Raw genomic sequence first — 21277 nt, 5'->3', positions numbered from 1 at the left:
TATCAGCTTCTAGCGTCCGAAATCCAGATTTTGCACGTCCAAAGTAACCATTATTGAGGTTTTGCTGCTAAATACTGACTAGGAGTCATCCCAAGGTGGCGCTTAAACAGGCTGTTGAAGCTGGATTTAGAGTTAAAGCCCGCTTCAAGTGCAATATCGAGGAGACGAACTTTTTTGTCCGAATCACTCTCTTTTACTGAATCAAGTTGCGAAACTACATCTGCCAAACGTTGGGCATTAACATAGTCATTAAAGTTACCGCCATAGCCCTGATTGATGGCCCAGGAAATATCTTTCTCTCCAAGCCCTGTATGTTGTGCCAAGTCCCGGAGGGATAGCCTTGGTAGGCGATAGAGCTGTTGACTATGAACCTGTTTGTTAAGCTCCTCGAAAAGCGTATCCGCCTGAGTCGTTTCGTCAGCTTTGCACTTTCCCTTGTCACAACCCTCTATTACGGATAAGCCCAGCGCTTGTTCACCATCGGTTAAACCCGCAAATAGCTGCGGTTCCCTAACCGCGCGAATTACAAGCAAAGCAACAATCAAAAAATAGCTCAGTTGCATAACAAGGTACCATCTGAGCAAAAGAGGAATGGGTAAGTAAGGTTGCAAGTTATGCCGCACTGCATCCACCAGTGCAACGCCAACCAGAACCCATAGGATACGCTTAACCCAATCAGCTCTCAATTTGTTAGCATCGGAGCGGTTTTGGGGCAAGATATGTTGATATCGAATAAGCGCTTTTATACTTAATGAGAAATAAATAATCTGACTTAAAGTACCGGCCGCTAAAACCCACTGGGGCCAGTGATTAAATAATAAACTGATTGCTGCTGGTACTAAGTGCACCCAGTGTTTACGCTGTTGTTGATAATTGGTGGATATTAATTGTGCAACCACAGCAAAAAATAATGGGCCCATCAATAATGAGAACGAAGGCGTGATTAAATAGCCAAGATTAACCACTTTCGTTTCTTCTACAAAATTAAATGTCATCAATAATGCAGTGGCGCCTAACAAGTATCGCATTGCTGTAAAACGGTTTTGCGCCCAAAGTAATGCAATACCTAGAATCGATAGGGTGATAGAGGCTATCTGTAAAAAATTAGATGCGGAGTAATTTACCATGTTTGCTCAAATTATAAGCTATAAATCGATAAACAGAATTTCTTAAGTGGGAACATCGTTCGAAGCTTCCTGTTGAGCTATATTGTGAGGTGTCGGTGGCACATATTTTATAGCCAAAAGTTTCTCAATATATTGCAGTTTTCATATTTCATAATACTGGGTGACTGCTATGTCTTTATTTACTGGTTTTTCGTAATTGTATAAGCCCTTCAATAATCAGGGTCGGAGGGTTAGTCGGCTTTAAGGCCTTTGAATATGGACTTAATTAGGTGGTTATATTTCATTTGGAAAGTAAAGCATAAGCAGTCAAGCCTAAAATTATAAGGGCTCCCCCCCAAAATGTCCCACTGTCTTCCCTTTCTTGTAGGGTTGACGATAGTTTGGATGTGTGCCTCGTTTCCTCTGTCGTTTTCTTCAGCATTTTTTGCTTTTTCTATAACCCATTTTATTTGTACATTCAAATTTTTAAGTTCATCTCTGATTTCAATTAATAGCTTTTCTTGTTTATCCATTGGTATCTAATTACACATAACGTTGAGGCAGGGAAGTTCAATCAAAAGGTGATTTTGACGGTTCATTATTTGGCCGGATTAAAGAAAATCATCACTTTTACTATAGACAAAATCCTCTTCGCTAACTTTTTTGGCTGTGTTATAAAATTCTTCGAGAGTATCTATTAATGCTGCCTCCGGCGTTTCTCCGAAGCCGCTGATCCATTGGGGATGGTCATCTTGACCCATTACCGCAATGTTTGGGGTGCCAATAAATTTTCCGCTCTTATTTTCAAGGATTTTTATTTTTATGCAAGGGATGGCTAAATCCTTAAGTGGTGGCCCAACTTGAAAAACTGCCACAATTTTTGATATGGGTCCAAATTTGTCGCTGTTAATGAGTGTCCAATCTTTCATTTTTTAGGGTTTGTTAATATAGCAATAGTGGGTAAAGTTAGGTTGATTTTTGCTTTTTAATATGTCGAATAAAATTCGTTAAATCTTTATTTTATGGGAGGTTACGTATGTCTTTACTCAAAAGATGATATCAAAGGCACCTGCAGAAAATCTAAAATGAAGATTTTGCTGAAAGTGCCTTTGTTTCGCTAAAAAGACATCAAATATTTTAATCCATCATCCTGAATCTGGAAGCGTTACCAAACACATCATTGCATGAATTATCAAATGCAAATTCAACCTGCTTATTCATAGCCTTGGCAGATAGGGCCACACTGGTCATGAGACTACAGAATTCCTCACCAATATTACAGGATACAGCTTTGTACTCTGCGCATGAAGATGGTGGCGGGCTTGATAGATCTGTAGATAGCCAAATAATTGCATAATCGCTATGGATATCAATCATGGTGATTGTCTGCTCGGTATTTGGTAGTGCGGCTTGAGCTGCGTTGGATGCTACTAGTGCACTAATGGCTAGAATTTTTTTGTTGAATATTTTTTTCATTGTTACTTTTATTCCCTTTGATGTTAGTTGGTGTAAGGTTGTGCTTAGAAGCTCAGCTTTAGTGGTTGGCTGTAATATTTTGTACGGTTGCTTTAGTCGTGAAACAGCTTAACAAAACCCGCTGATTGCCCCTTTGATAGGCAGTTTGATTCCCCAACATCATACTGAAATTGTACTGGTTTATTGGCGATGAATGCACTAGTAGCCAGTGTTACTACAATGTCTGTGGCATCTTCATCATCAAGGGAAAACTTGAATCTCTTTGTCTCAGAGCAAACAGAACCCGGAACTTCTCGGTCAACATACACGACAAATGTATTTGAAGTATTGCTGACCCCCACATTTGTTATATTCATTTTCTCAACATATTCATATGCTTGTAGAGGCATAGAAAATACTAACAGTACTGCCGCTAAGCTTATCAGTTTAAAAGCTTCAATTCTTAACATACTTAATATTTACCTGGTTAGTATTATGGTTGCTGCCCGAAATCAACACAATTAGAAAGCTATAACACTCCAATATCTTGGAACGATTGTGCAAATATCAAGGTGAGCACTGTGGCTACTATCTCATGCTTTTCAGGAGTAGGTAAATATATTTTCCGTATGCTAATTTAGAGAGAATTGTTGAGGTGGGAGGTAACGGTTGCTGTGGCTATGATTTAGCCTCAGGCTGTTCGGGGCAGTGCTTATGGTTTGGTAGAAAAGAGCTGAAATATTGAGTGCTTCGATTACCTTAAATAAGGGTGGGGATTCTTAGGCTGATTATTCCAGATGCTGATTGAATGAGATCCATATGTAAATTTTTCTATCGTATTGGGAAGATAATATAACTTATTTTTGAAAATTTCATAATGGAAAAAATTAGCTTAAGGTGATTTTACGAGTCTCTATTTTAAATCAAAAGATATAATTTCCTGAGATAATTGAAGTTTTGGAAGTCTTTTTATTACCGGTCTAGCTTGAAGTGTATGCGGATACTGGGTGCTAGAAATGGGAGGGGTACGAAGTTATTGCTGAAAAGTAGGTAGGAATGGCTGCAGGAAACCTGCAGCCATTGGGACTTATTTCCAGTTCAGGATAACCTTACCGGATTCACCAGATCCCATGGTATCGAAGCCTTGTTGGAAGTCATCGATCGAAAACTGGTGAGTGATAATTGGGGTTAAATCCAGGCCGGATTGAATCAGGCTGGCCATTTTATACCAGGTCTCAAACATCTCACGGCCGTAAATGCCTTTGATCATCAGGCCTTTAAAAATAACCTGCCCCCAGTCGATCGCCATTTCACCGGCAGGGATACCGAGCATAGCAATTTTGCCCCCGTGGTTCATTGCGGCGATCATATCGCGGAAGGCGACGGGTACGCCGGACATCTCCAGGCCAACATCAAAGCCTTCGCTCATTCCCAGCTCGTTCATCACATCGCTGAGGTTTTCCTTGGCAACGTTTACGGCGCGGGTAGCGCCCATCTTGCGTGCCAGGTCCAGGCGGTATTCATTGATATCGGTGATAACTACATGGCGTGCGCCAACATGTTTGGCGACTGCTGCAGCCATAATACCGATAGGGCCGGCGCCGGTAATCAGTACATCTTCGCCTACCAGGTCGAAAGACAGGGCCGTGTGTACCGCATTACCGAGGGGATCGAAAATAGAGGCGAGATCGTCAGAAATATTATCCGGGATCTTGAAGGCATTGAGCGCGGGGATTACCAGATACTCTGCAAAAGCTCCGGGGCGGTCGACACCGACACCGTAAGTGTTGCGGCACAAGTGGCGGCGGCCGGCGCGACAGTTGCGGCAGTGGCCGCAGGTAATATGGCCTTCACCGGAAACACGGTCGCCCACCTGGAAACCTGCAACTTCCTGTCCCATACCGACAACTTCACCCACATATTCGTGGCCAACCACCATAGGGACAGGAATAGTCTTTTGAGACCATTCATCCCAGTTGTAGATATGCATGTCGGTACCGCAAATCGCGGTTTTGTGAATCTTGATCAGCAGGTCGTTGTGGCCTGGTGTGGGGGTTTCCACATCGGTAAGCCAGATTCCCACTTCAGATTTCAGCTTGGATAGTGCTTTCATTGTTTTTAAAACTACAAATGGCAGGGCGCGGTGCCGCTCCGGTGAATTCCTTGTGAGAATTACCGTATCAGCACCGCTGTTTGGTTTAGATAATATTCAGTTCGCGGCCAACTTCAATGAAGGCATCGATACACTGGTCGAGCTGCTCGCGGGTGTGGGCGGCGGACATCTGGGTGCGGATGCGGGCCTGGCCCTTGGGCACTACCGGATAGAAGAAGCCCACTACGTAGATACCGCGCTCCAGCATCTTGTCAGCCATTTTCTGCGCCAGGGCAGCATCGCCAATCATCACCGGGATGATCGGGTGGTCGGCACCAGCCAGGGTAAAGCCGGCTTCGGACATACGCTTGCTGAAGTATGCGGAGTTGTCGCGCAGCTGTTCACGTAGCTCGCCGCCTTCAGTCAGCATATCCAACACTTTCAGGGAGGCGGTGACGATCGCCGGGGCTACAGAGTTGGAGAACAGATAGGGGCGCGAACGCTGGCGCAGTATGTCGATAATTTCCTTGCGGCCAGAAGTAAAGCCGCCGGAAGCGCCGCCCAGGGCCTTGCCCAGGGTGCCGGTAATAATATCGACGCGGTCAATCACATCGCAGTATTCATGAGTGCCACGGCCGTGGTCACCGAGGAAGCCCACTGCGTGGGAGTCGTCCACCATTACCAGGGCATTGTATTGGTCGGCCAAGTCGCACACGGCTTTGAGGTTGGCGATAACTCCGTCCATAGAGAAAACGCCATCGGTGGCGATCAGTTTGGTCTTGGCGCCAGCGGCGTCTGCGGCTTGTAGCTGCTTCTCCAGTTCCGCCATATCGTTGTTGGCGTAGCGGTAGCGCTTGGCTTTACACAGGCGCACGCCGTCGATGATGGAAGCGTGGTTGAGGGAGTCGGAGATGATGGCATCTTCCGGGCCCAGCAGCGTTTCAAACAGGCCGCCATTGGCGTCGAAGCAAGAGGTGTAAAGAATGGTGTCTTCGGTTTCCAGGAATTCAGACAGGCGCGATTCCAGCGCTTTGTGAATGTCCTGGGTGCCGCAGATAAAACGCACCGATGCCATGCCGAAGCCGTACTGTTCGAGCCCCTCTTTAGCCGCTTCAATCAAGTCCGGGTGGTTGGCCAGGCCCAGGTAATTGTTCGCACAAAAATTCAGTACCTGGGTGTCGTTGTTCACCTGGATCTCAGCGGCCTGCTGGGAGGTAATAATCCGCTCGCGTTTGTACAGGCCGTCTGCATCGATCTGTTTGAGTTCGCTGCGCAGGTGCTCAAAGAATTGTTCTGGCTTTGACATGGTATTGTTTTTAGCTCCTGTCGGGTGCTCTTGGCACAGGGTAACGGGCGCGAGCTCGCGGCGCCTGTTGGTTCTACTTTATCCCGCCAGTTCGCAGGCCTCATGGGCCGAAATAGGGTGCTCACTGGCGCGGCAACTGGTGGCAAATTTTAATGCCTCTTCGGCAGTGTCGAACAGTAGTTGCCACAACAACTGACGATCACCTCTTCTCACCGCGCGTACTGCCGTGTGGCTTCTTTGGCTGGCAATTTGAATTTCGATAATGTCTTTACTGGAAAACGGTGATTCGGACATGGTCCCTCCAATGGTAAAACTATGGAGGACTGACGTGGAAGCGGCGAAGTGATGTTCGCTAATCCGGTTGGTTTGCTCTGGTAGAGCCCCATCCTCCCCGCAGGCCTTGTGTGCCGCAGAGAGAGAACCACCTTGCCCCGGTCGGCAGGTTGGCGTTGGCGTCAGCCACTCTCGTGATGTGCGAGCAAAGATAACGGGGAGGGGATTAGCAGTCAACAGTACCGCCCCCGTTAGAGGGCGGTGCAGAAGTTTATGCGGGAAGCTGCACGGATTTCAGTTCGATAAACTCACCGAGACCGGCCTCACCAAACTCGCGTCCGTTGCCGGAGCGCTTGTAACCGCCGAAGGGGGCGTCGTAGTTAAACTCACCGCCGTTGACAAAGCAAAGGCCCGCTTCAATGCGACGAACGATAGGCATGGCGCTTTCGGCGTCTTTAGCCCATACGCCGCTGGACAGACCGTATTCGGTGTCATTGGCAATGGCGACGGCTTCATCCATATCCTTGTAGGGGATCAGGCAGGTCACCGGGCCAAAGATTTCTTCCCGGGCAATGGCCATATCGTTGTGAACGTCGGCAAATACCGTGGGTTTCACATAGAAGCCTTTATCCAGCTCGGTGGGTAAATCGAGGCCGCCAGTCACAAGGCGGGCACCTTCTTCGACCCCTTTCTTGATGTAGCCGCGCACGATTTCCAGTTGGCGAGCGGAGGATAGAGGGCCCATAAAGGCATTGGCATCAGTGCCCATGGCCACTTCTTCAGCCACCTGCTTGGCAACTTCCACCGCCTCTTCATAGTGCTCAGCGGGAACCAGCATACGGGTGAGTGCGGTGCAGGTTTGGCCACTGTTAATGAATACATCTTCGCAGCCCCAGCGAACTGCTGCTTTAAGATCCGCATCCGGGGTGATAATCAGAGGCGATTTGCCACCCAGCTCCTGGGTTACCCTTTTAACTGTGGGCGCTGCAGCCTTGGCAACTTCAACGCCTGCACGGGTGGAGCCGGTAAAGGACACCATATCGATTCCCGGGTGGGATGACAGCTCTGCGCCGACGACCGAGCCAGCACCGGGGATCAGGTTAAATACGCCCGCAGGAACACCGGCTGCTTCGATAATCTCCGCCATGACGAAATCCTGCAGCGGAGTGGTTTCCGAAGGCTTGGTAATCATGGTGCAGCCCGCTGCGAGAGCCGGGGCCACTTTGCCGACAAATTGGTGCAGAGGGTAATTCCAAGGGGTAATAAAGCCACAAACGCCAATCGGCTCCCGGATTAATACCGAGTGGGCCGCCTTTTCGGTCTCTTCCATTATGGAGGTGCGACCGGCGTAGTAACGCATGGCGTAGATAGGGCCATCCACATGCAACCAACGGGTGATATGGGCGGGGCAACCCAGGGTTTGTGAGATCGCCTGAATCAAGTCTTCCTTGCGCTCTTCCATACCGTCAGCAATGGCATTTAGCAGTGCTGAGCGCTGATCTGCGCTGGTATGGCGCCACTTGCGAAAAGCGCTGCGGGCAGCGGCAACGGCAATATCCACATCCTCAGCAGAGCCTTCCACCACCTGGCAAATCATTTCTTCAGTGGCGGGGTTGATCACAGGGTGGGAACTGGTGCCGAGGGGCTCGCGCCACTCACCATTGATAAACAGTTTGTCGGTATGCAGCTTGCTGAAATCTGTCATGTCACGCTTCCGTTTGCTTCGCGCCAGTTCAAGGGGCGGTGATTTCGATAATTGTTGGTGTTTTGCGTTGCAGGGCTTCTGCGACTGCCGTAGCTAATTGCTGTGGTTTGTCGATGCGGCAACCTTCAGCGCCAAAAGATTTTGCCAGTGCGACAAAATCCGGAGTGCGAAGATTAACACCTTCTTGAGGTACTTCTGCGGCATCCATAAAGTCGCGAATCTCTCCATACCCGCTGTTATTCCAAACCAGTATTGGCAGGGGCAGTTGCTGTTCTACTGCAACGGCCAGCTCACCGAGAGTAAACATCAGGCCGCCATCGCCGATCAAGGCAACTACATCCCGCTCGCTGGATAACTTGGCTCCGATCGAGGCGGGCAGGGCAAAGCCCAGCGTGCCGTAACCGGTGGTACAGGTAATATGGCTGCGAGGGTGGTACAGCGGCAAGGCGTGGTTAGTGTTATAGGCCAGTTGTGTGGAGTCGGTGACCAGAATTCCCTCATCTGGCAGCGCTTCGCGCAGAGCTTCAACCCAAGGGAAGCGCTCCTCAGAACCTTCCCACCACTCTTTGCGGCAGTTACCGATTAATTGTGAAACTTCCTCTTCTGCGCGCTGTTTTGAGCTCTCTTCGCACTGAACCAGGGCTTCGCTTAATTGCTGAAGGCTTTCTGCTGCATCCGCGCAGATGGCCAGGTCCGGCTGGGCATTGCATACCAGCTGAGCCGGATCAATGTCGATACGGATTAATTTGCCGGAGAAAGCGTAATCCTCTCTCACCAGATTGCGATCGGTTTCCGAAAGCTCTGTGCCAACGGCCAAGACCACATCGGCAGCTTCCACTCGCTCACGCACGCAATCAAAACTGAGATTGGCTCCGCCACACAGAGGATGTCTTTCATCGACAACGCCTTTGGCCGCCAGAGACAGGAAAACTGGAGCTGCAATTTTTTCTAATACCTGTGTTGCAGCCTCTCCAGAAGATTGCGCGCCACCGCCCAGGAGAATCACCGGGCGCTCGGCAGCTTGCAGCCACTGGGTAGCAGTTGCGATAGCTGTCGCGTTGGCTGCCGGTACCATGGCATTGGGTGCCGCGCGGTAATCGTCCAGCTTGCCGGACATAGGAGCCGGGAATAAATCGATAGGGATTTCGATATGGACAGGGCCGGGGCGGCCGGACTGCAATAGCTGGAATGCCCGTGCCATCACTTCCGGTAATTGTTCTGCCTGGGTCAGGGTGTGCTGCCAGATACAGAAGCCTCGACTGGCATCGCTTTGGCGGGGTAGCTCATGTAGGCGCCCACGGCCCATGCCAAGGTCTTCCCGGCGATTGACGGCGGAAATAACCAGCATGGGAATTGAGTCTGAGTAAGCTTGCGCCATCGCAGTGGCTGCGTTGGTCAGCCCCGGCCCAGTGATCAGGAAACAGACACCGGGCTTGCCGCTGGCGCGGGCATAACCGTCTGCCATAAAGGCGGCGCCCTGCTCATGCCTTGGCGTGATATGCATCAAGTCGCTACCGGGCAGGCCGCGATACAGTTCAATGGTATGTACGCCGGGAATCCCGAAAACTTTTTCTACCTGGTATTCGCGCAGCAGGCGCATCAGCACCTGGGCGCATGTGGGCGCAGAGGACATAAGCACCATTTTCCTTATTCGTGTAAAAATGCAGTGAGCCTAGCGGCCCACCAAAAGCCGTGCAAGCAACCGCAGAGTCTGCACCTTCACAGGCAATATCGCAGGAAAATTGAGATTCACCCGGCACTGCGGCAGGAAACTTTGTACGCTTGGGTTGCTTTACCTGTCAGTAGATTTTGAGGAATTTGACGAGGTGGCTGCCGCACAATAGCCTTCCGGCACTTCGCTGAATAAACTTTGAGCTAGAACAACCGAGGAAGTATCACCATGGAAATCGATCAATGGCGTCGGGAATACCAAATGGGTGGTTTAAGGCGCTCTGAATTGAAGCCGACCCCCGTGGAGCAGTTTCGCAAGTGGCTTGCAGAAGCTGTTGAAGCAGAGTTAGTTGATGCCAGCGCCATGTGTCTTGCCACCACTAACGCGGACGGGCACCCCTCGCAGCGGATTGTTTTGCTGAAAGGCTTCGATGAGAAGGGTTTCGTTTTCTATACCAATTTACAGAGTGACAAGGCCCGGGATATGGCCGTTAACCCTCAGGTGTCGCTGTTGTTTCCCTGGTGCCGTCTCGAGCGGCAGGTGATTGTTTATGGGAAGGTGGAACCTGTTTCCCGCGAGCAGGCAGAGGCCTATTTCCAGTCGCGCCCCCTGGACAGCCAATTGGCCGCGTGGGCTTCGCATCAGAGCCGGCCGCTTTCGTCCAGGGAGGAACTGGAGCAGCAGTTTGATAAAGAGAAGGCTCGCTTTGCCGGTAAAACAATTCCATTGCCAGAATTTTGGGGCGGTTACTGTGTGGTGCCTAATGCGGTTGAGTTTTGGCAGGGGGGCGAAAATAGATTGCACGATCGTTTTATTTATCGCCGTGAAGAAAATGATAGCTGGAATATAGAACGTCGCGCCCCCTAATTTTCATATTTATCTTTTCGTGGCCCAGCCCTTTGGGCCACAACTAACCGCTGAATCACGCTTCACTTTGTGAGTACCTATCCCCTGATACTGTTTTATAGCGATGTCTTATCTGGCAATTTGTGGTCAAGGCCGCTTAGAATAATGCGCCATAAATATAGCTAAAACTATTATCTTAAAAATTCTATAGATTCGATCGTTTTTGCAATTCGAATCCAAGGGTAGGTAGGGGAAATATGGCCATTATTGGTATCGACTTGGGAACCACTAATAGTGCTTGCGGGGTACTGACCGACGAGGGGGTAAAACTAATCCCCAACCGTTTGGGTGAAATTTTGACCCCGTCAGTTGTGGGGCTTGATGATTCTGGCCGACTGCTAGTCGGCAAAACGGCTAAAGAACGTCTTATTAACCACAGTAGTACCACTGTGGCTGCGTTTAAGCGCTTGATGGGCACAGATCACAAAGTTTCCCTGGGGAAACAGAAATTTAGTGCAACAGAACTCTCCTCGTTAATTTTACGTGCGCTCAAAGAAGATGCAGAAACTTTTCTTGGTGAAGAAGTAACCGAGGCTGTAATCAGTGTCCCAGCTTATTTTAATGATAATCAGCGCCATGCTACCAAGTTGGCAGGAGAGCTTGCGGGATTAAAAGTAGAGCGGCTAATTAACGAGCCAACTTCGGCGGCCATTGCTTACGGTTTACACGACAAGCGTGAAGGAAACTTCCTTATTTTAGATCTTGGGGGTGGCACCTTCGATGTTTCCATCCTGGAATTTTTCGATGGCATTATGGAAGTCCATGCCAGTGCCGGAGATAACTTCCTCGGTGGAGAGGATTTCGTTGAGGCAATGATCGATGATGTCCTGGCTGAGTTTGAAATTAAGAAAGAAGCCTTAAGCCCTCGCGATTTGCAAAACTTATATATGCAAATGGAAAGCGCCAAACGTCGAGTCAGCCAGCAGCCTGAGCAAAAACTTGAATTACAACTTGATGGACGCTCCCTGCAATTCCAGGTGACCCCAGAGTGGTTTGAGAAACTCAGCACACCTCTGTTGTTAAGAGCGAAACGACCAATTGAGCGGGCAATGCGCGATGCAGATTTGCCCCCACAGAAAATTGATGAAGTGGTATTGGTTGGCGGTTCGACGCGCATGGCCCAGTTTCGTTCAATGGTGGGCCGAATGTTTGGTCGTCTGCCAGCCTGTCATCTGGATCCGGACACTGTCGTTGCGATGGGGGCGGCTATTCAGGCTGGCTTAAAAGAAAAGAACTCAGCACTGGATGATATTGTCCTGACCGATGTATGCCCTTACACCTTGGGAACTGGGGTTATCAATGAAGATAATCCTCAGCTCGGTGCTTACTTTATGCCTATTATTGAGCGCAATACCGTTGTACCAGTCAGTGTTGTAAGGCGGGTTTGGACTGCTCGGGATGATCAAACCCAACTTTGTGTAGACGTATACCAAGGAGAGAATCGCCTGGTATCTAAAAATGTGTACCTGGGTGAGATGACAGTTCCTGTGCCGAAAAAGCCTAAAGGGGAAGAATCGGCAGATATTCGCTATACCTACGATATGAATGGGCTTTTGGAAGTGGATGTGACCGTGGTCTCCACGGGTAAAACCTTCAACAAGTTAATCGAGTTTACGCCGGGAGCTCTCTCCGATATACAAAAGGCTGAAGCCCTGCAAAAACTGGCAAAACTAAAATTCCACCCTCGAGAAGATGAAAAAAACCAGGCAATCATTGCTCGTGGTGAGCGCCTGTATGAATCCAGTTTGGGCGAGCAGCGTGAGTATATAGCTCAGTTGCTATCATCCTTTGATAGTGTCCTAGAAAGACAAAATCCTACAGAAATTATTAAAGTGCGAACTGAGGTTAGTGAAATTCTGGATCGTTTGGATGGTGAGGACTGGATTTGATGAATCCCTGGGCCATTCTTGAAATTAACCCCGTCACTGATGCTCGGGCGATTAAGCGTGCTTATGCAAAAAAACTTAAGCAAACTCGCCCAGATGAAAAACCGGAAGAATTCCAGGCCCTTCATGCGGCTTATAAGCAAGCACTGAAACTGGCTGAGCAATTGCAAGAGGAGGCTACTGGGCTTACGGAAGCCTCCTTGGGAGCTTCTTCAACAGGGCTGGCAGAAAATACAAACCATGAGAGGGTTAATAGTGAAAGGGTAGCAGTATTAGGGGGAGCGCAGGAAGTTGAAGTGAGGCCTTCCGCTGATGGAATATCAACTCCGCCAGTAGCTGAAGAACTCTCAGTGAAACAAGAGAGCGATTCTGAACCCTTGGAGCAGAGTGAAAGAGTTTCCCCTGATAAGCAGTCAAGTGAATCTCAGGAAACGCGAGACCCGGATAGAGATTTGCGTATCGAAGAATTTCGGCGGGTACTTAAGCAAGTTGATGAGATGCTCAATAATCACTTGGAAATGAGCTTGGAAAAAAATTGGGACTTTCTCACTAAGAGCCCCTATATGCTGGATGAGGAGTACAATTGGAACTTAGGTCTTTCGGTATTTGAACGCTTTGCCCAATTTAATCAAAGTGCTGTAGAGGGAAGGGGATCTACGAGATTTCGCCCACAAGTAACGCCGAATATTTTGCAGTACTGTGATCAGCTGTTCAATTGGCGAGGTAATGCGTCTTACCTCTACCAAGCGCTCGATGAAAAGTTGTGCAATAGCATATTTAATAGCTTGGAAATCCATGAGTCCAGTATTGATCCCTTGCAAGGGCTTCGTGGCGGGGGCAAGGTGGAGGCTCAAAGTGAAGGGGAATTTGAAGAGCATTATGAAAGGTACTTTTTTGGTGATTTTGTACCCAGAAGTGTTGCACTCTTTTTAGACTTGGTTATGACTTATATGGTCGTTGGCTCTCTTGCTACTGCGGCAATGATGAAGCTGTTTGATTTTCCGGAAGCTGTAGCAGCCGCAAAAGTCATGCCTTTTTGTTTTGGAGCCTACCTGGTGTTTGCTTGGCTATTTGAGTGTTCCAAACTTCAGGCAACACCCGGCAAGTATATAATGGGCTATCGGGTAACCAGTCAAAAATTCGAGCGGATTGGATACTTGCGAGGCCTTTGGAGAACTGTAAGCTTTGCCTTCACTAGTGCATTTGGGCTTATTGCATGGATTATCAATTTCTTCCTGGTTGGAAAATTATTGCATGATCGGTTAAGTCGCACTTATGTCATTAATATGCGTAAGACCCATGAAGAGCATTTGCGCCGTTTGAGGAAAGCTTAGCTTTAGGGCGGGGATACGTTCCCGCTCTTCCCTTATTATATTTATTAACTAGCCATACAGATAAAATATTAGGCTAAAGCAGCCACCTTGCAGAGGCATCGTGGCGGGGGTGAAGTAGTAAAGGTTAATAACGAAGCTATAATTGATGACTGCGAACAGCATTATTTTGGCTATTTGTTGGCTAAGGGGGGGCTGTTTTGCGGGATTTGTTCCTACTTTATACAGTTATTAGTTTTTCGACATCGATTATTCTAATGAAGGCCTCCGAGAAACCAGACGGTATTGCAACCTTGGAGGCTGCTGGAATTTGCGTTTTGGAATATTTATTCTTTGTCTGGCTATTAGGTGGCTCTCGATTTCCGGCTACTCCGGGGAAATGCTTGATGGGCTAAGACCAATCGTCAATTTGGGCATATTTGTTACTTCTTCTCTTTTAATAGCTTTGCAGTGAGTAAAAGCTGTAAAGTTTTCTTGAATGTTTATGGTGGTACTAAGGGGGGCTAGCCATCTAACTGAAAAATATCGAATAACTGGCTAGCCAAGATGAGTTAGAATCTGAGGGTTTTTTTTGGGTGTTTAATTGTTGTTTACGTTGAAATATCCAAAGGTCGGGTAAATGCCATCTTCATAACATGAATCTAGAACATAAAAACTAGCTTTTTTTCCGGCAAAAAATGCCGCGGTTAATAAGCTTAGAGTTTCTTGGCCGTTTTCGGCATCTTTGCTCCAACGTATCGAATTGCTGCTGCAGCTATCTGGACCAACTGTTTGATCCAGATAGACGTAGCAGGTTGCATTATTCATGTGGCAGCCTACCTTGTTAATAGTGACATCACCAGATGAGCCTGCGGCGAAGGCGCTTTTTGATAGGGTCATCACAATTAATGCAGTCAGAAATTTGAATTTCATAGGGATCTCCAGCTTATAGTGTTGTTTCATTAATTCTAAAGAATTTTGATAGCTTATCAAATGGTAACTTACTAATCTATATGTTTTCTATTTTATGCCGGGTTGTTATTTATGTCATAGTTTTGAGCAAAATATCAAGCTCCACTTGGTATGCAAGCACCATTTACGGGTGTTGTGAGGCGCTGAAGTAAAGGTGGTCTTGGGTAGGTGTCTAATTTGGGGTCGATAGAATAAGTATGTACGGATCATAATGATGAGATTCTTTTTAGTATCTGGGGGTGCTTGAGTTAGTGTGTGCCAGCCCGAGTTAATTTCTAGCAGGTGTATTTTTTAAAATATCTTAGGCTAAAAGTAGAATTTTATGTTGTGTGAGATGCTTCTTATAATTGATAGATGGAACATTTGTTCATGTTTTATCTTTTGAGGAGGAGAGATTTGAAATTTCTAAGTCAGCACATCTTTTAATGTCTACCAAATAGATGCATGGGTTGGGTTTTTGGTGGTGTGACGACAGATTTACTTTGTAATGATTTGCAGTAGCTTTTTATTTTGTCGTACTATTTTGGGATGGTCTCTTTCAGGGTGGTATTGACCTGTTAGAGTTGACTAGAGATTTTTGTCGTTCTCATGGGTGAATTTCACTTTGCCGATACGAGAATAAATTTTGTACGGTTTGGGATAGGGAAGTTTATGTGGAAGAATATTAAGAAGCTACCTCTTGTTGGGTGCCTGTTGTTTACTTTGCCAGGTGGTGTGTTGGCTCAGGAGGAGGTGACGGCTGCAGCCGACTTGAAAGAGCCTGAGATACTTATATTACATGGAGAGGTTGCTGCTCCAATAATTTTTCCCCCGGGAAACGTTGTGCCTGATCATATAGAGGCATTTGGTTTTTATCACTCGGGTAAGTACGTTGATTATATTTCGGAAGTCGCTCCTTTTTCGACTTTTATTAATCTGCATTGGAGTAATGTGGATGAGAAGTTGGCAGAGGCTAAAAGGCATGGGGTAAAAGTTTGGGTAGAGCTGGCGCCTATATTTTTTGATTCACAGTCGGGCTACACCAAAAGAGAAGATTATCTTGAACAGTGGGAAGCTGCTAAAGAAAAATTAAAGCCTTATGAAGATATTATCTATGCGCTAGACCCTTTGGATGAGCCTTTTTATCGGTCAAGTATGAGCGATGGTGAAGTAAAAGAGTATTTGGATGAAATAGGCCTTATTTTGATGCAGGACTTTCCTGATGCATATAGAGCTATAACTTTCACAGAGGATAGTGTTGAAGGAGTGTTGTATTGGGGGACGTATGTAGATTGGATCTCTCCGGAAGGAGATTATAGTGGGTATAGTGAATATATGCCAATCAATTACAATTTGTTTGGTGTAGATAAATATAAGGGTGTTAATTTTCAGGGTGGAATGACCGATCTTTTGAGAGAAAACGTATGGGCAGTATGGGAGCATACGGGCGCTTTGCATGATGCTAAGTTTTACATAATCCCTCGTGCATTTATGACCGAAAACACAACTTATGGCTATCTTACGGAAGAGCAATTGATAACAAGAGCTCAACAAGCTTATGATCATGCTGTGAGGAATGAAGATGTGATCGCCATTTATCCTTTTGCTTGGCCTGAAGTGTATGCAAGTAAAGGGACTCTTTACGGGCCGCGCTATGTCCCTGAAGTAGAAGAAGAGTACCGAAAAATTGGTAAAGCGATTAAGCTGTTCAGGGATTAATTAATAGATTCCCTATGCAAGTCTTTCTGTTTTAAGTCTTGCATAGGGTGTTGTTTTAGTGAATTTGGCTTTGCTATATTTCTTTTCTCAGTGTTAGCAATAACACCTTATTGAAGGTTTATTTAGGACTTGATTGTTTTTGAGTTTCTAATTGAGCGAACTTGAGTCTGAATAAATTTTGTTCTCTTATATGGTTGTCTGAACTTAATAATCCAACCTTGAATATAATTAGTGAAATTAGGTAGCTAGAGATTTGGCTACTTTTACATCTATATTTGTATGGAGGTTAGTGTAGTGCGAGAATTGGAGCAGTTTTTCTCTTCACGGGCTTTTAAGTCATTTGTATCTCTCGGGCAATAGAAATATCTGATTTATTGTCGTACTAATCGAGATTGGAAAAAGTATTTTGGGGTCATTCTCTGCTTGGGGCTCTATTATTATATATGCTTTATTTTGATCTTAATTAAGCTTCATTTTTGCAGGATGCGCAGTCTGTAATACAAAGTGAGCATCTATCTTCTTCGGTCATGGGGGGGGCGTTTTTTGAGTTTTTTTCAGCAGTTAAAGAAATGGTGCTTAAGTGGTAGTGAAGTAAATTTATTTTTTCCAGGCGGCTGGCTTAAAAATAGCCCCTATTTGAGGTCCGGCCCCCATCCTGGAGGCCGGAAAATAAATTATTCTTCAGTCCATATCTGAAGGGAAATTAATTCAGCACGATAACCGTTGCAGGTATCCTCTACGTAAGCCATGACGGGCTTTTGTGCCATTTGCGCAGACAGTGCTATAGATAATATATGGTCCATCATCTCATTATCGTTTTTACTGACAAAGACACTTGAACTCCATTCGCAGCCTGGGTCTGTACCATCGTATGTGACCTGCCTGTCGAATTGTATCACGATACCATTCTTACCCCATGCAGTTTCGATCCATTTAACGTAGAGTTTGTTGTCTGAATCGGATTTTACTCCAGCTTGTGCAAATACCGGTAGCAGGCAAATAAATAGAGTTATAATCACTCTCATATTTTTAAGTCCTTGTCGCGCTTGTTTTTAAAGTTTTCGTAATATACTTTACTTTATGGTTTTTTCAAGGCCTTACTCGGGGGGGAATACTCTTTTTGTATATTTGTTGGTAGGTTTTATTGATTCTTATTGTGTTTGTAATCAATGTCAGCTTGTTGGTGGTTGGGCAAGGTGCGCCAGGAAGAATATTTCCAGATGGTACCTTGGTTCTAAATATCTTTTCTGTCCCTTTATCATAGCCAGGATTGGCAGCACTATCGTAGTTCTCATTTTCAAATACGCGCTTTCATAGTGTAAGGCTATTGTAGTTACGGGATTTCAGTCTTTTCGCTAGTTGAGAGAAGTCTTTTACTGCATAAGCGGAGGCGACTTTACTACAATTCCCCTCGCGACCAATAAATACACGCTTTTTCCCGAGTCGGCATTGCGTGCTGCATAGGTCAATTCATTATCTAAGATTTTCTTATCGGCCGACAAATACCGCGGCTTCCAATAACGTATCGGTTAAGGCTCTTGGCCTGGTTTAAAGGCGTATGGAGAGGGAGAACCGAATCCAGGGAATACCCCGCTAGGGTTTCGTCTCCTCCGTCACCTTTAAAATTTCTATCGATAAAGAGTTGCAGTTCCTCTTCGATAAACTCAAGAAAGTGATCGGCGCGCCCACCGAGTTAGGCTTCTCTGATTACGTTAGCATAGGGGTGAAGTTCATTGCTCGCACGGCGAAATATTGGTTGTCAGCAGCGTGGAGGATATCCAGCAGATTTACAGGATATATCAAAGCTCATCGGGAACCTGCTCTTGAATAAGGTTGGGACTACTTACAGGGGGGGCTAGAGGTCATCGGTCATAAAGTGACAGGGTGGCGATCAGTATTTTTTGGGGTATGAGAGAGTAAGTGTTACGTTATTTCATCATTGTTAATTTACGGTAGGCACTAAGAGTGCTTTTTGTGTTTTACGAGGTGGTAGTCTACCTTTTCCACCTAAAAAAGAGCTGTTCAGGGGGTTGTGGCGGCTGGTGAATAGCGACTCCTGTGGTGTAGCCAGATAGTAACACCATAATGAATATGTGCTGTTTCTGCTACTATATTTTTTGCGTTTCCTGTGGTTTTAAAGGTTAAGTTTTGTTAGGATGCCGCGTCAATTTTTAGGCTGCTGATTAATTATTATGCTGGGCTTAATAATTGCTGAGTAATTATCCAATACTGTCGGGGCGATTGAAAAATGTTGCTTGTTAAAAGCTAAACGATATAGAGAGTTAAACCGTACGGTATCAAAGGTTATTTGGGGTTGAAAAGTAGCAGCTACTAAAGAAAGATTTAGCATTCATTATTGGGGATTACATGAAGCTCAATTCAAACTATTTAGTTCAAACTATGCTAATGGGGCTCGCCCTATTTGGTGGTAGTGCATATTCAAGTGCGTCCACTATTACACCTAGCAGTATTCACTCTAGTGAAATTTCATTAGTTGATAATGAAAGTGTTGATACACTGCGTGTCAGACCTGCTAATTCTAATGGAATTTCTTGGAATCAATTCAACACCTTCTCTGTATCCGGGCAGCCACTGCAATTATTAAATATTCCCGGGTTGCTAGAGGATTCTACGCCTGTTGAGGCGGCTTCCTTAATTGTAATTATCGCTGATCGTATAAGCCTAAGCGGCCTCGTAGAAGTAATGGGGGCACCAGCAGATGTATTGTTTTTATCCAAGGATGAAAACGGTAGTATTAGCTGTCTGAACTGTAGTTTTAGTAATATTCCTCGAATCACTATGGCCGCTGCTCAGCCGTCAAAGACAATTAGTGATGATGTTGCAGATATTGGCGAGCTAACAGCCACCAGTGGCTCCATCAGTCTTTCAGGGATGAGCGCTCCGGGAGCATTGTTGGTAGAAACCCTATCCGATGAGCTATTCATTAGTGGAGCCCTAGATATTCACCAGCCGGCCAGTAAGGATAGTAATGGCCTTATTCCTGATGAAAATGGTAATTACCTACTGGGAACAGGTCTGGTAAATGCCATGGCTGGCGACATAAGCTGGAATTATGATTTACAAAAGATAGAAAATATTATTCCGAAATCTGGGGCGGTATCCCAGACGCTGGAAGGATCAATTAGGGCTGCGGCTGTCAAGCTCACTACCGCAAATTGTTTAACACTTGATACTGAGATTGATACCACCTCTGATTTCTTATCATCAGTACGTTACCAGAATCAGGTTGTGCTCTCTGGAGAGTCTGTAGAGGTACAAACTTTTGGGGTATGTGACACGACTGTTACGGAAGATATGACCAGTAATGGTGATATTACTATCAAGTCCAATGGTTCCTTATTGTTTCCTTCCTCAAATGTGAATATTGAGGGTAAGGGCGTAACGGCAATTGCAAATGGGCGACTTGAAAACAAATCTGAAATTTTTGCACATACGCTTAAGGTTGCCTCTGATGAAATTGTGAATTTCGGCCTGCTGGAAGGGGGAAGTACTTTATCGGCATGGGCAGACAATAATGTCTACAATCAGTTTGGAGGTAAAATTACCGGAGGAGTTGTAGACGTACAATCTCAAAACGGTTTTGTAAGAAATGGCTCTCGCACTCCTTATCTGCCAAATGAATCTTCCGTAGATGACTTGCTGACATTTTATGCTGGCGATTTAACTTTGGAGAAGCCGGAAACTTCTGAATTTGGTACCTATTATCGATCTGGGATAAATGTAAGCACGACGAGTAATTTTTCACAGCCTTCAGATACATCCGCTCATATTATTGGTGAATATGTCCGGATTAAAGCGAAAGGGGTTGAAAATATTAATCCCTACTGGGAGAAAGTTTCTGACGATAAGACCACTGTTCTCCTGAGAAGTCTGGTAAATCAGACCACTATTTCAGGTGAAAATGGTATAGAAATTCAAGCCCAGAATTACCTGTTAAACTCATCAGCGGTATTGCGACTAAATAAGGGTAGTGGAACTCTTAAATTAGAAGGTAAATATATTGTTAATGAGCGATATAGAAACTTAACCCTTTTAGATCAGACTTATTACACTATCTTGGATGGTAATACTACAGAAAATATTGAAACCTACGAAACCAGGGCGTATACATATTCCCCACCAGGGATCATAGTATCACTTGGTGATTTAGAAACCTATGCTACAGCAGGGTTGGTGAATAACGCTGCTTATTTAGAGGTTTATGGGCAAGCACTATTTGATACACCTGTCGTTCATGATTATGGTATCTCGCATAAAGCAATTAGCAAAGAAACTACCACAACAAAGGTTTTTTTATGCGAAGATTTAAGAGGTCCGGGAACAGTCTTTGTTCCGTGCTCCGGTAGTGATGATTATGTACCGGTAATGTCTGGCAATGAAATTGTTGTTGCTGAACCTAAAGATGCTGACTCACTATTTTTTGTGCATGGGAATGTTAAAGGTAGTGGCGAGTTTGAAAGTATAACTCACAATACTTTTGATGGGTTTCAAGAGGTGGCAATCGCCGATCTATTTGAAAGCCATGCGCCTGAATGGTGGGAAGACGAATACTACTATATGTCACCTTTGGCTTTTGGGCCTGTTGATGGAAAGATTCCAGTTCTTGGCGGTGGCTACATAACTGACCAATCATTTACAACTGATATTCAAATGTTTGAAGATACACTTGAATTATTCTGGATACATGACTGGTATTACGAGTCAACGGAATCAAGTTGCAGCACCAGTACTTGTATGCCAATTACTATCCCGAGTGGTGATAGAAATAAAACTGAAAGTGAAACCTTCTCTTTGTTTGAAATAATGAAAGATATGTACAATTCAATTAAGAGTACTATTTCTGACTTTGTTTCTGAATTTGATTGGTGGAGTTAA

17 protein-coding genes and 1 riboswitch are annotated in these 21277 nt (G+C 45.7%); of the genes, 5 read left to right on the top strand and 12 right to left on the bottom strand.

All coding sequences use genetic code 11. The features are described from left to right. Nucleotides 1–50: 50 nt before the first annotated feature. From ACJJIE_RS09940 to ACJJIE_RS09895, 10 genes are all read right to left on the bottom strand, one after another. A complete protein-coding gene (locus ACJJIE_RS09940; RefSeq protein ID WP_444894485.1) occupies nt 51–1127 on the bottom strand; it encodes a helix-turn-helix domain-containing protein in 1077 nt (358 codons plus the stop codon). Nucleotides 1128–1357: 230 nt separating this feature from the next. Continuing rightward, nucleotides 1358–1639 carry a hypothetical protein gene (locus ACJJIE_RS09935; protein WP_444894484.1) on the bottom strand — a complete coding sequence of 94 codons (282 nt, stop codon included), beginning with the start codon at nt 1637–1639 and terminating at the stop codon, nt 1358–1360. Nucleotides 1640–1717: 78 nt separating this feature from the next. Further along, a complete protein-coding gene (locus tag ACJJIE_RS09930; RefSeq protein ID WP_282933636.1) occupies nt 1718–2035 on the bottom strand; it encodes a hypothetical protein in 318 nt (105 codons plus the stop codon). A gap of 208 nt (nt 2036–2243) precedes the next feature. Continuing rightward, the gene (locus tag ACJJIE_RS09925) at nt 2244–2582 is read right to left on the bottom strand and encodes a hypothetical protein (protein ID WP_282933635.1); all 339 of its coding nucleotides are present in this window, start codon (nt 2580–2582) and stop codon (nt 2244–2246) included. 92 nt (nt 2583–2674) lie between these two features. Then, complete coding sequence (locus tag ACJJIE_RS09920) at nt 2675–3031, bottom strand: hypothetical protein (protein WP_444894483.1); 357 nt, start codon at nt 3029–3031, stop codon at nt 2675–2677. A gap of 617 nt (nt 3032–3648) precedes the next feature. After that, nucleotides 3649–4674, bottom strand: a complete 1026-nt coding sequence (gene tdh / locus ACJJIE_RS09915; protein ID WP_282933633.1) for an L-threonine 3-dehydrogenase, zinc-binding type — start codon at nt 4672–4674, stop codon at nt 3649–3651. 85 nt (nt 4675–4759) lie between these two features. Beyond that, nucleotides 4760–5959: a glycine C-acetyltransferase gene (locus ACJJIE_RS09910; protein WP_444894482.1), complete on the bottom strand. Its 1200-nt coding sequence runs from the start codon at nt 5957–5959 to the stop codon at nt 4760–4762. A 78-nt stretch (nt 5960–6037) separates the two neighbouring features. Continuing rightward, the gene (locus ACJJIE_RS09905) at nt 6038–6253 is read right to left on the bottom strand and encodes a hypothetical protein (RefSeq protein ID WP_108732493.1); all 216 of its coding nucleotides are present in this window, start codon (nt 6251–6253) and stop codon (nt 6038–6040) included. A gap of 58 nt (nt 6254–6311) precedes the next feature. Then, nucleotides 6312–6438, bottom strand: a riboswitch (SAM-I-IV-variant riboswitch). Between the two features lie 65 nt (nt 6439–6503). Next, a complete protein-coding gene (locus tag ACJJIE_RS09900) occupies nt 6504–7937 on the bottom strand; it encodes an aldehyde dehydrogenase family protein (protein WP_444894481.1) in 1434 nt (477 codons plus the stop codon). 28 nt (nt 7938–7965) lie between these two features. After that, the gene (locus ACJJIE_RS09895) at nt 7966–9570 is read right to left on the bottom strand and encodes a 5-guanidino-2-oxopentanoate decarboxylase (RefSeq protein ID WP_444894480.1); all 1605 of its coding nucleotides are present in this window, start codon (nt 9568–9570) and stop codon (nt 7966–7968) included. Nucleotides 9571–9837: 267 nt separating this feature from the next. Here ACJJIE_RS09895 and pdxH point away from each other — a divergent pair, with 267 nt between their 5' ends. The 3 genes from pdxH (at nt 9838) to ACJJIE_RS09880 (ending at nt 13735) form a co-directional block, all read left to right on the top strand. Then, nucleotides 9838–10476 carry a pyridoxamine 5'-phosphate oxidase gene (pdxH, locus tag ACJJIE_RS09890; protein ID WP_282933629.1) on the top strand — a complete coding sequence of 213 codons (639 nt, stop codon included), beginning with the start codon at nt 9838–9840 and terminating at the stop codon, nt 10474–10476. Nucleotides 10477–10712: 236 nt separating this feature from the next. Beyond that, nucleotides 10713–12404 carry an Hsp70 family protein gene (locus ACJJIE_RS09885; RefSeq protein ID WP_444894479.1) on the top strand — a complete coding sequence of 564 codons (1692 nt, stop codon included), beginning with the start codon at nt 10713–10715 and terminating at the stop codon, nt 12402–12404. After that, nucleotides 12404–13735 (top strand): RDD family protein, encoded by a 1332-nt coding sequence (locus ACJJIE_RS09880; protein ID WP_444894478.1) that lies wholly within the window; start codon nt 12404–12406, stop codon nt 13733–13735. The genes ACJJIE_RS09885 and ACJJIE_RS09880 overlap by 1 nt, the downstream gene beginning before the upstream one ends. Nucleotides 13736–14311: 576 nt before the next feature. Here ACJJIE_RS09880 and ACJJIE_RS09875 read toward each other — a convergent pair. Beyond that, nucleotides 14312–14644: a hypothetical protein gene (locus tag ACJJIE_RS09875; protein WP_444894477.1), complete on the bottom strand. Its 333-nt coding sequence runs from the start codon at nt 14642–14644 to the stop codon at nt 14312–14314. Nucleotides 14645–15334: 690 nt separating this feature from the next. Here ACJJIE_RS09875 and ACJJIE_RS09870 point away from each other — a divergent pair. Further along, nucleotides 15335–16381 (top strand): hypothetical protein, encoded by a 1047-nt coding sequence (locus ACJJIE_RS09870; RefSeq protein WP_444894476.1) that lies wholly within the window; start codon nt 15335–15337, stop codon nt 16379–16381. Nucleotides 16382–17055: 674 nt separating this feature from the next. Here the strand turns inward: ACJJIE_RS09870 and ACJJIE_RS09865 are convergent. Next, nucleotides 17056–17406 carry a hypothetical protein gene (locus tag ACJJIE_RS09865; RefSeq protein WP_282933623.1) on the bottom strand — a complete coding sequence of 117 codons (351 nt, stop codon included), beginning with the start codon at nt 17404–17406 and terminating at the stop codon, nt 17056–17058. Between the two features lie 1342 nt (nt 17407–18748). Here ACJJIE_RS09865 and ACJJIE_RS09860 point away from each other — a divergent pair. Beyond that, nucleotides 18749–21277: a hypothetical protein gene (locus ACJJIE_RS09860; protein ID WP_444894475.1), complete on the top strand. Its 2529-nt coding sequence runs from the start codon at nt 18749–18751 to the stop codon at nt 21275–21277.

Source organism: Microbulbifer maximicatervae (SeqCode) (genome assembly GCF_052467325.1).
This window is presented reverse-complemented; position numbering and strand designations above follow the sequence as displayed.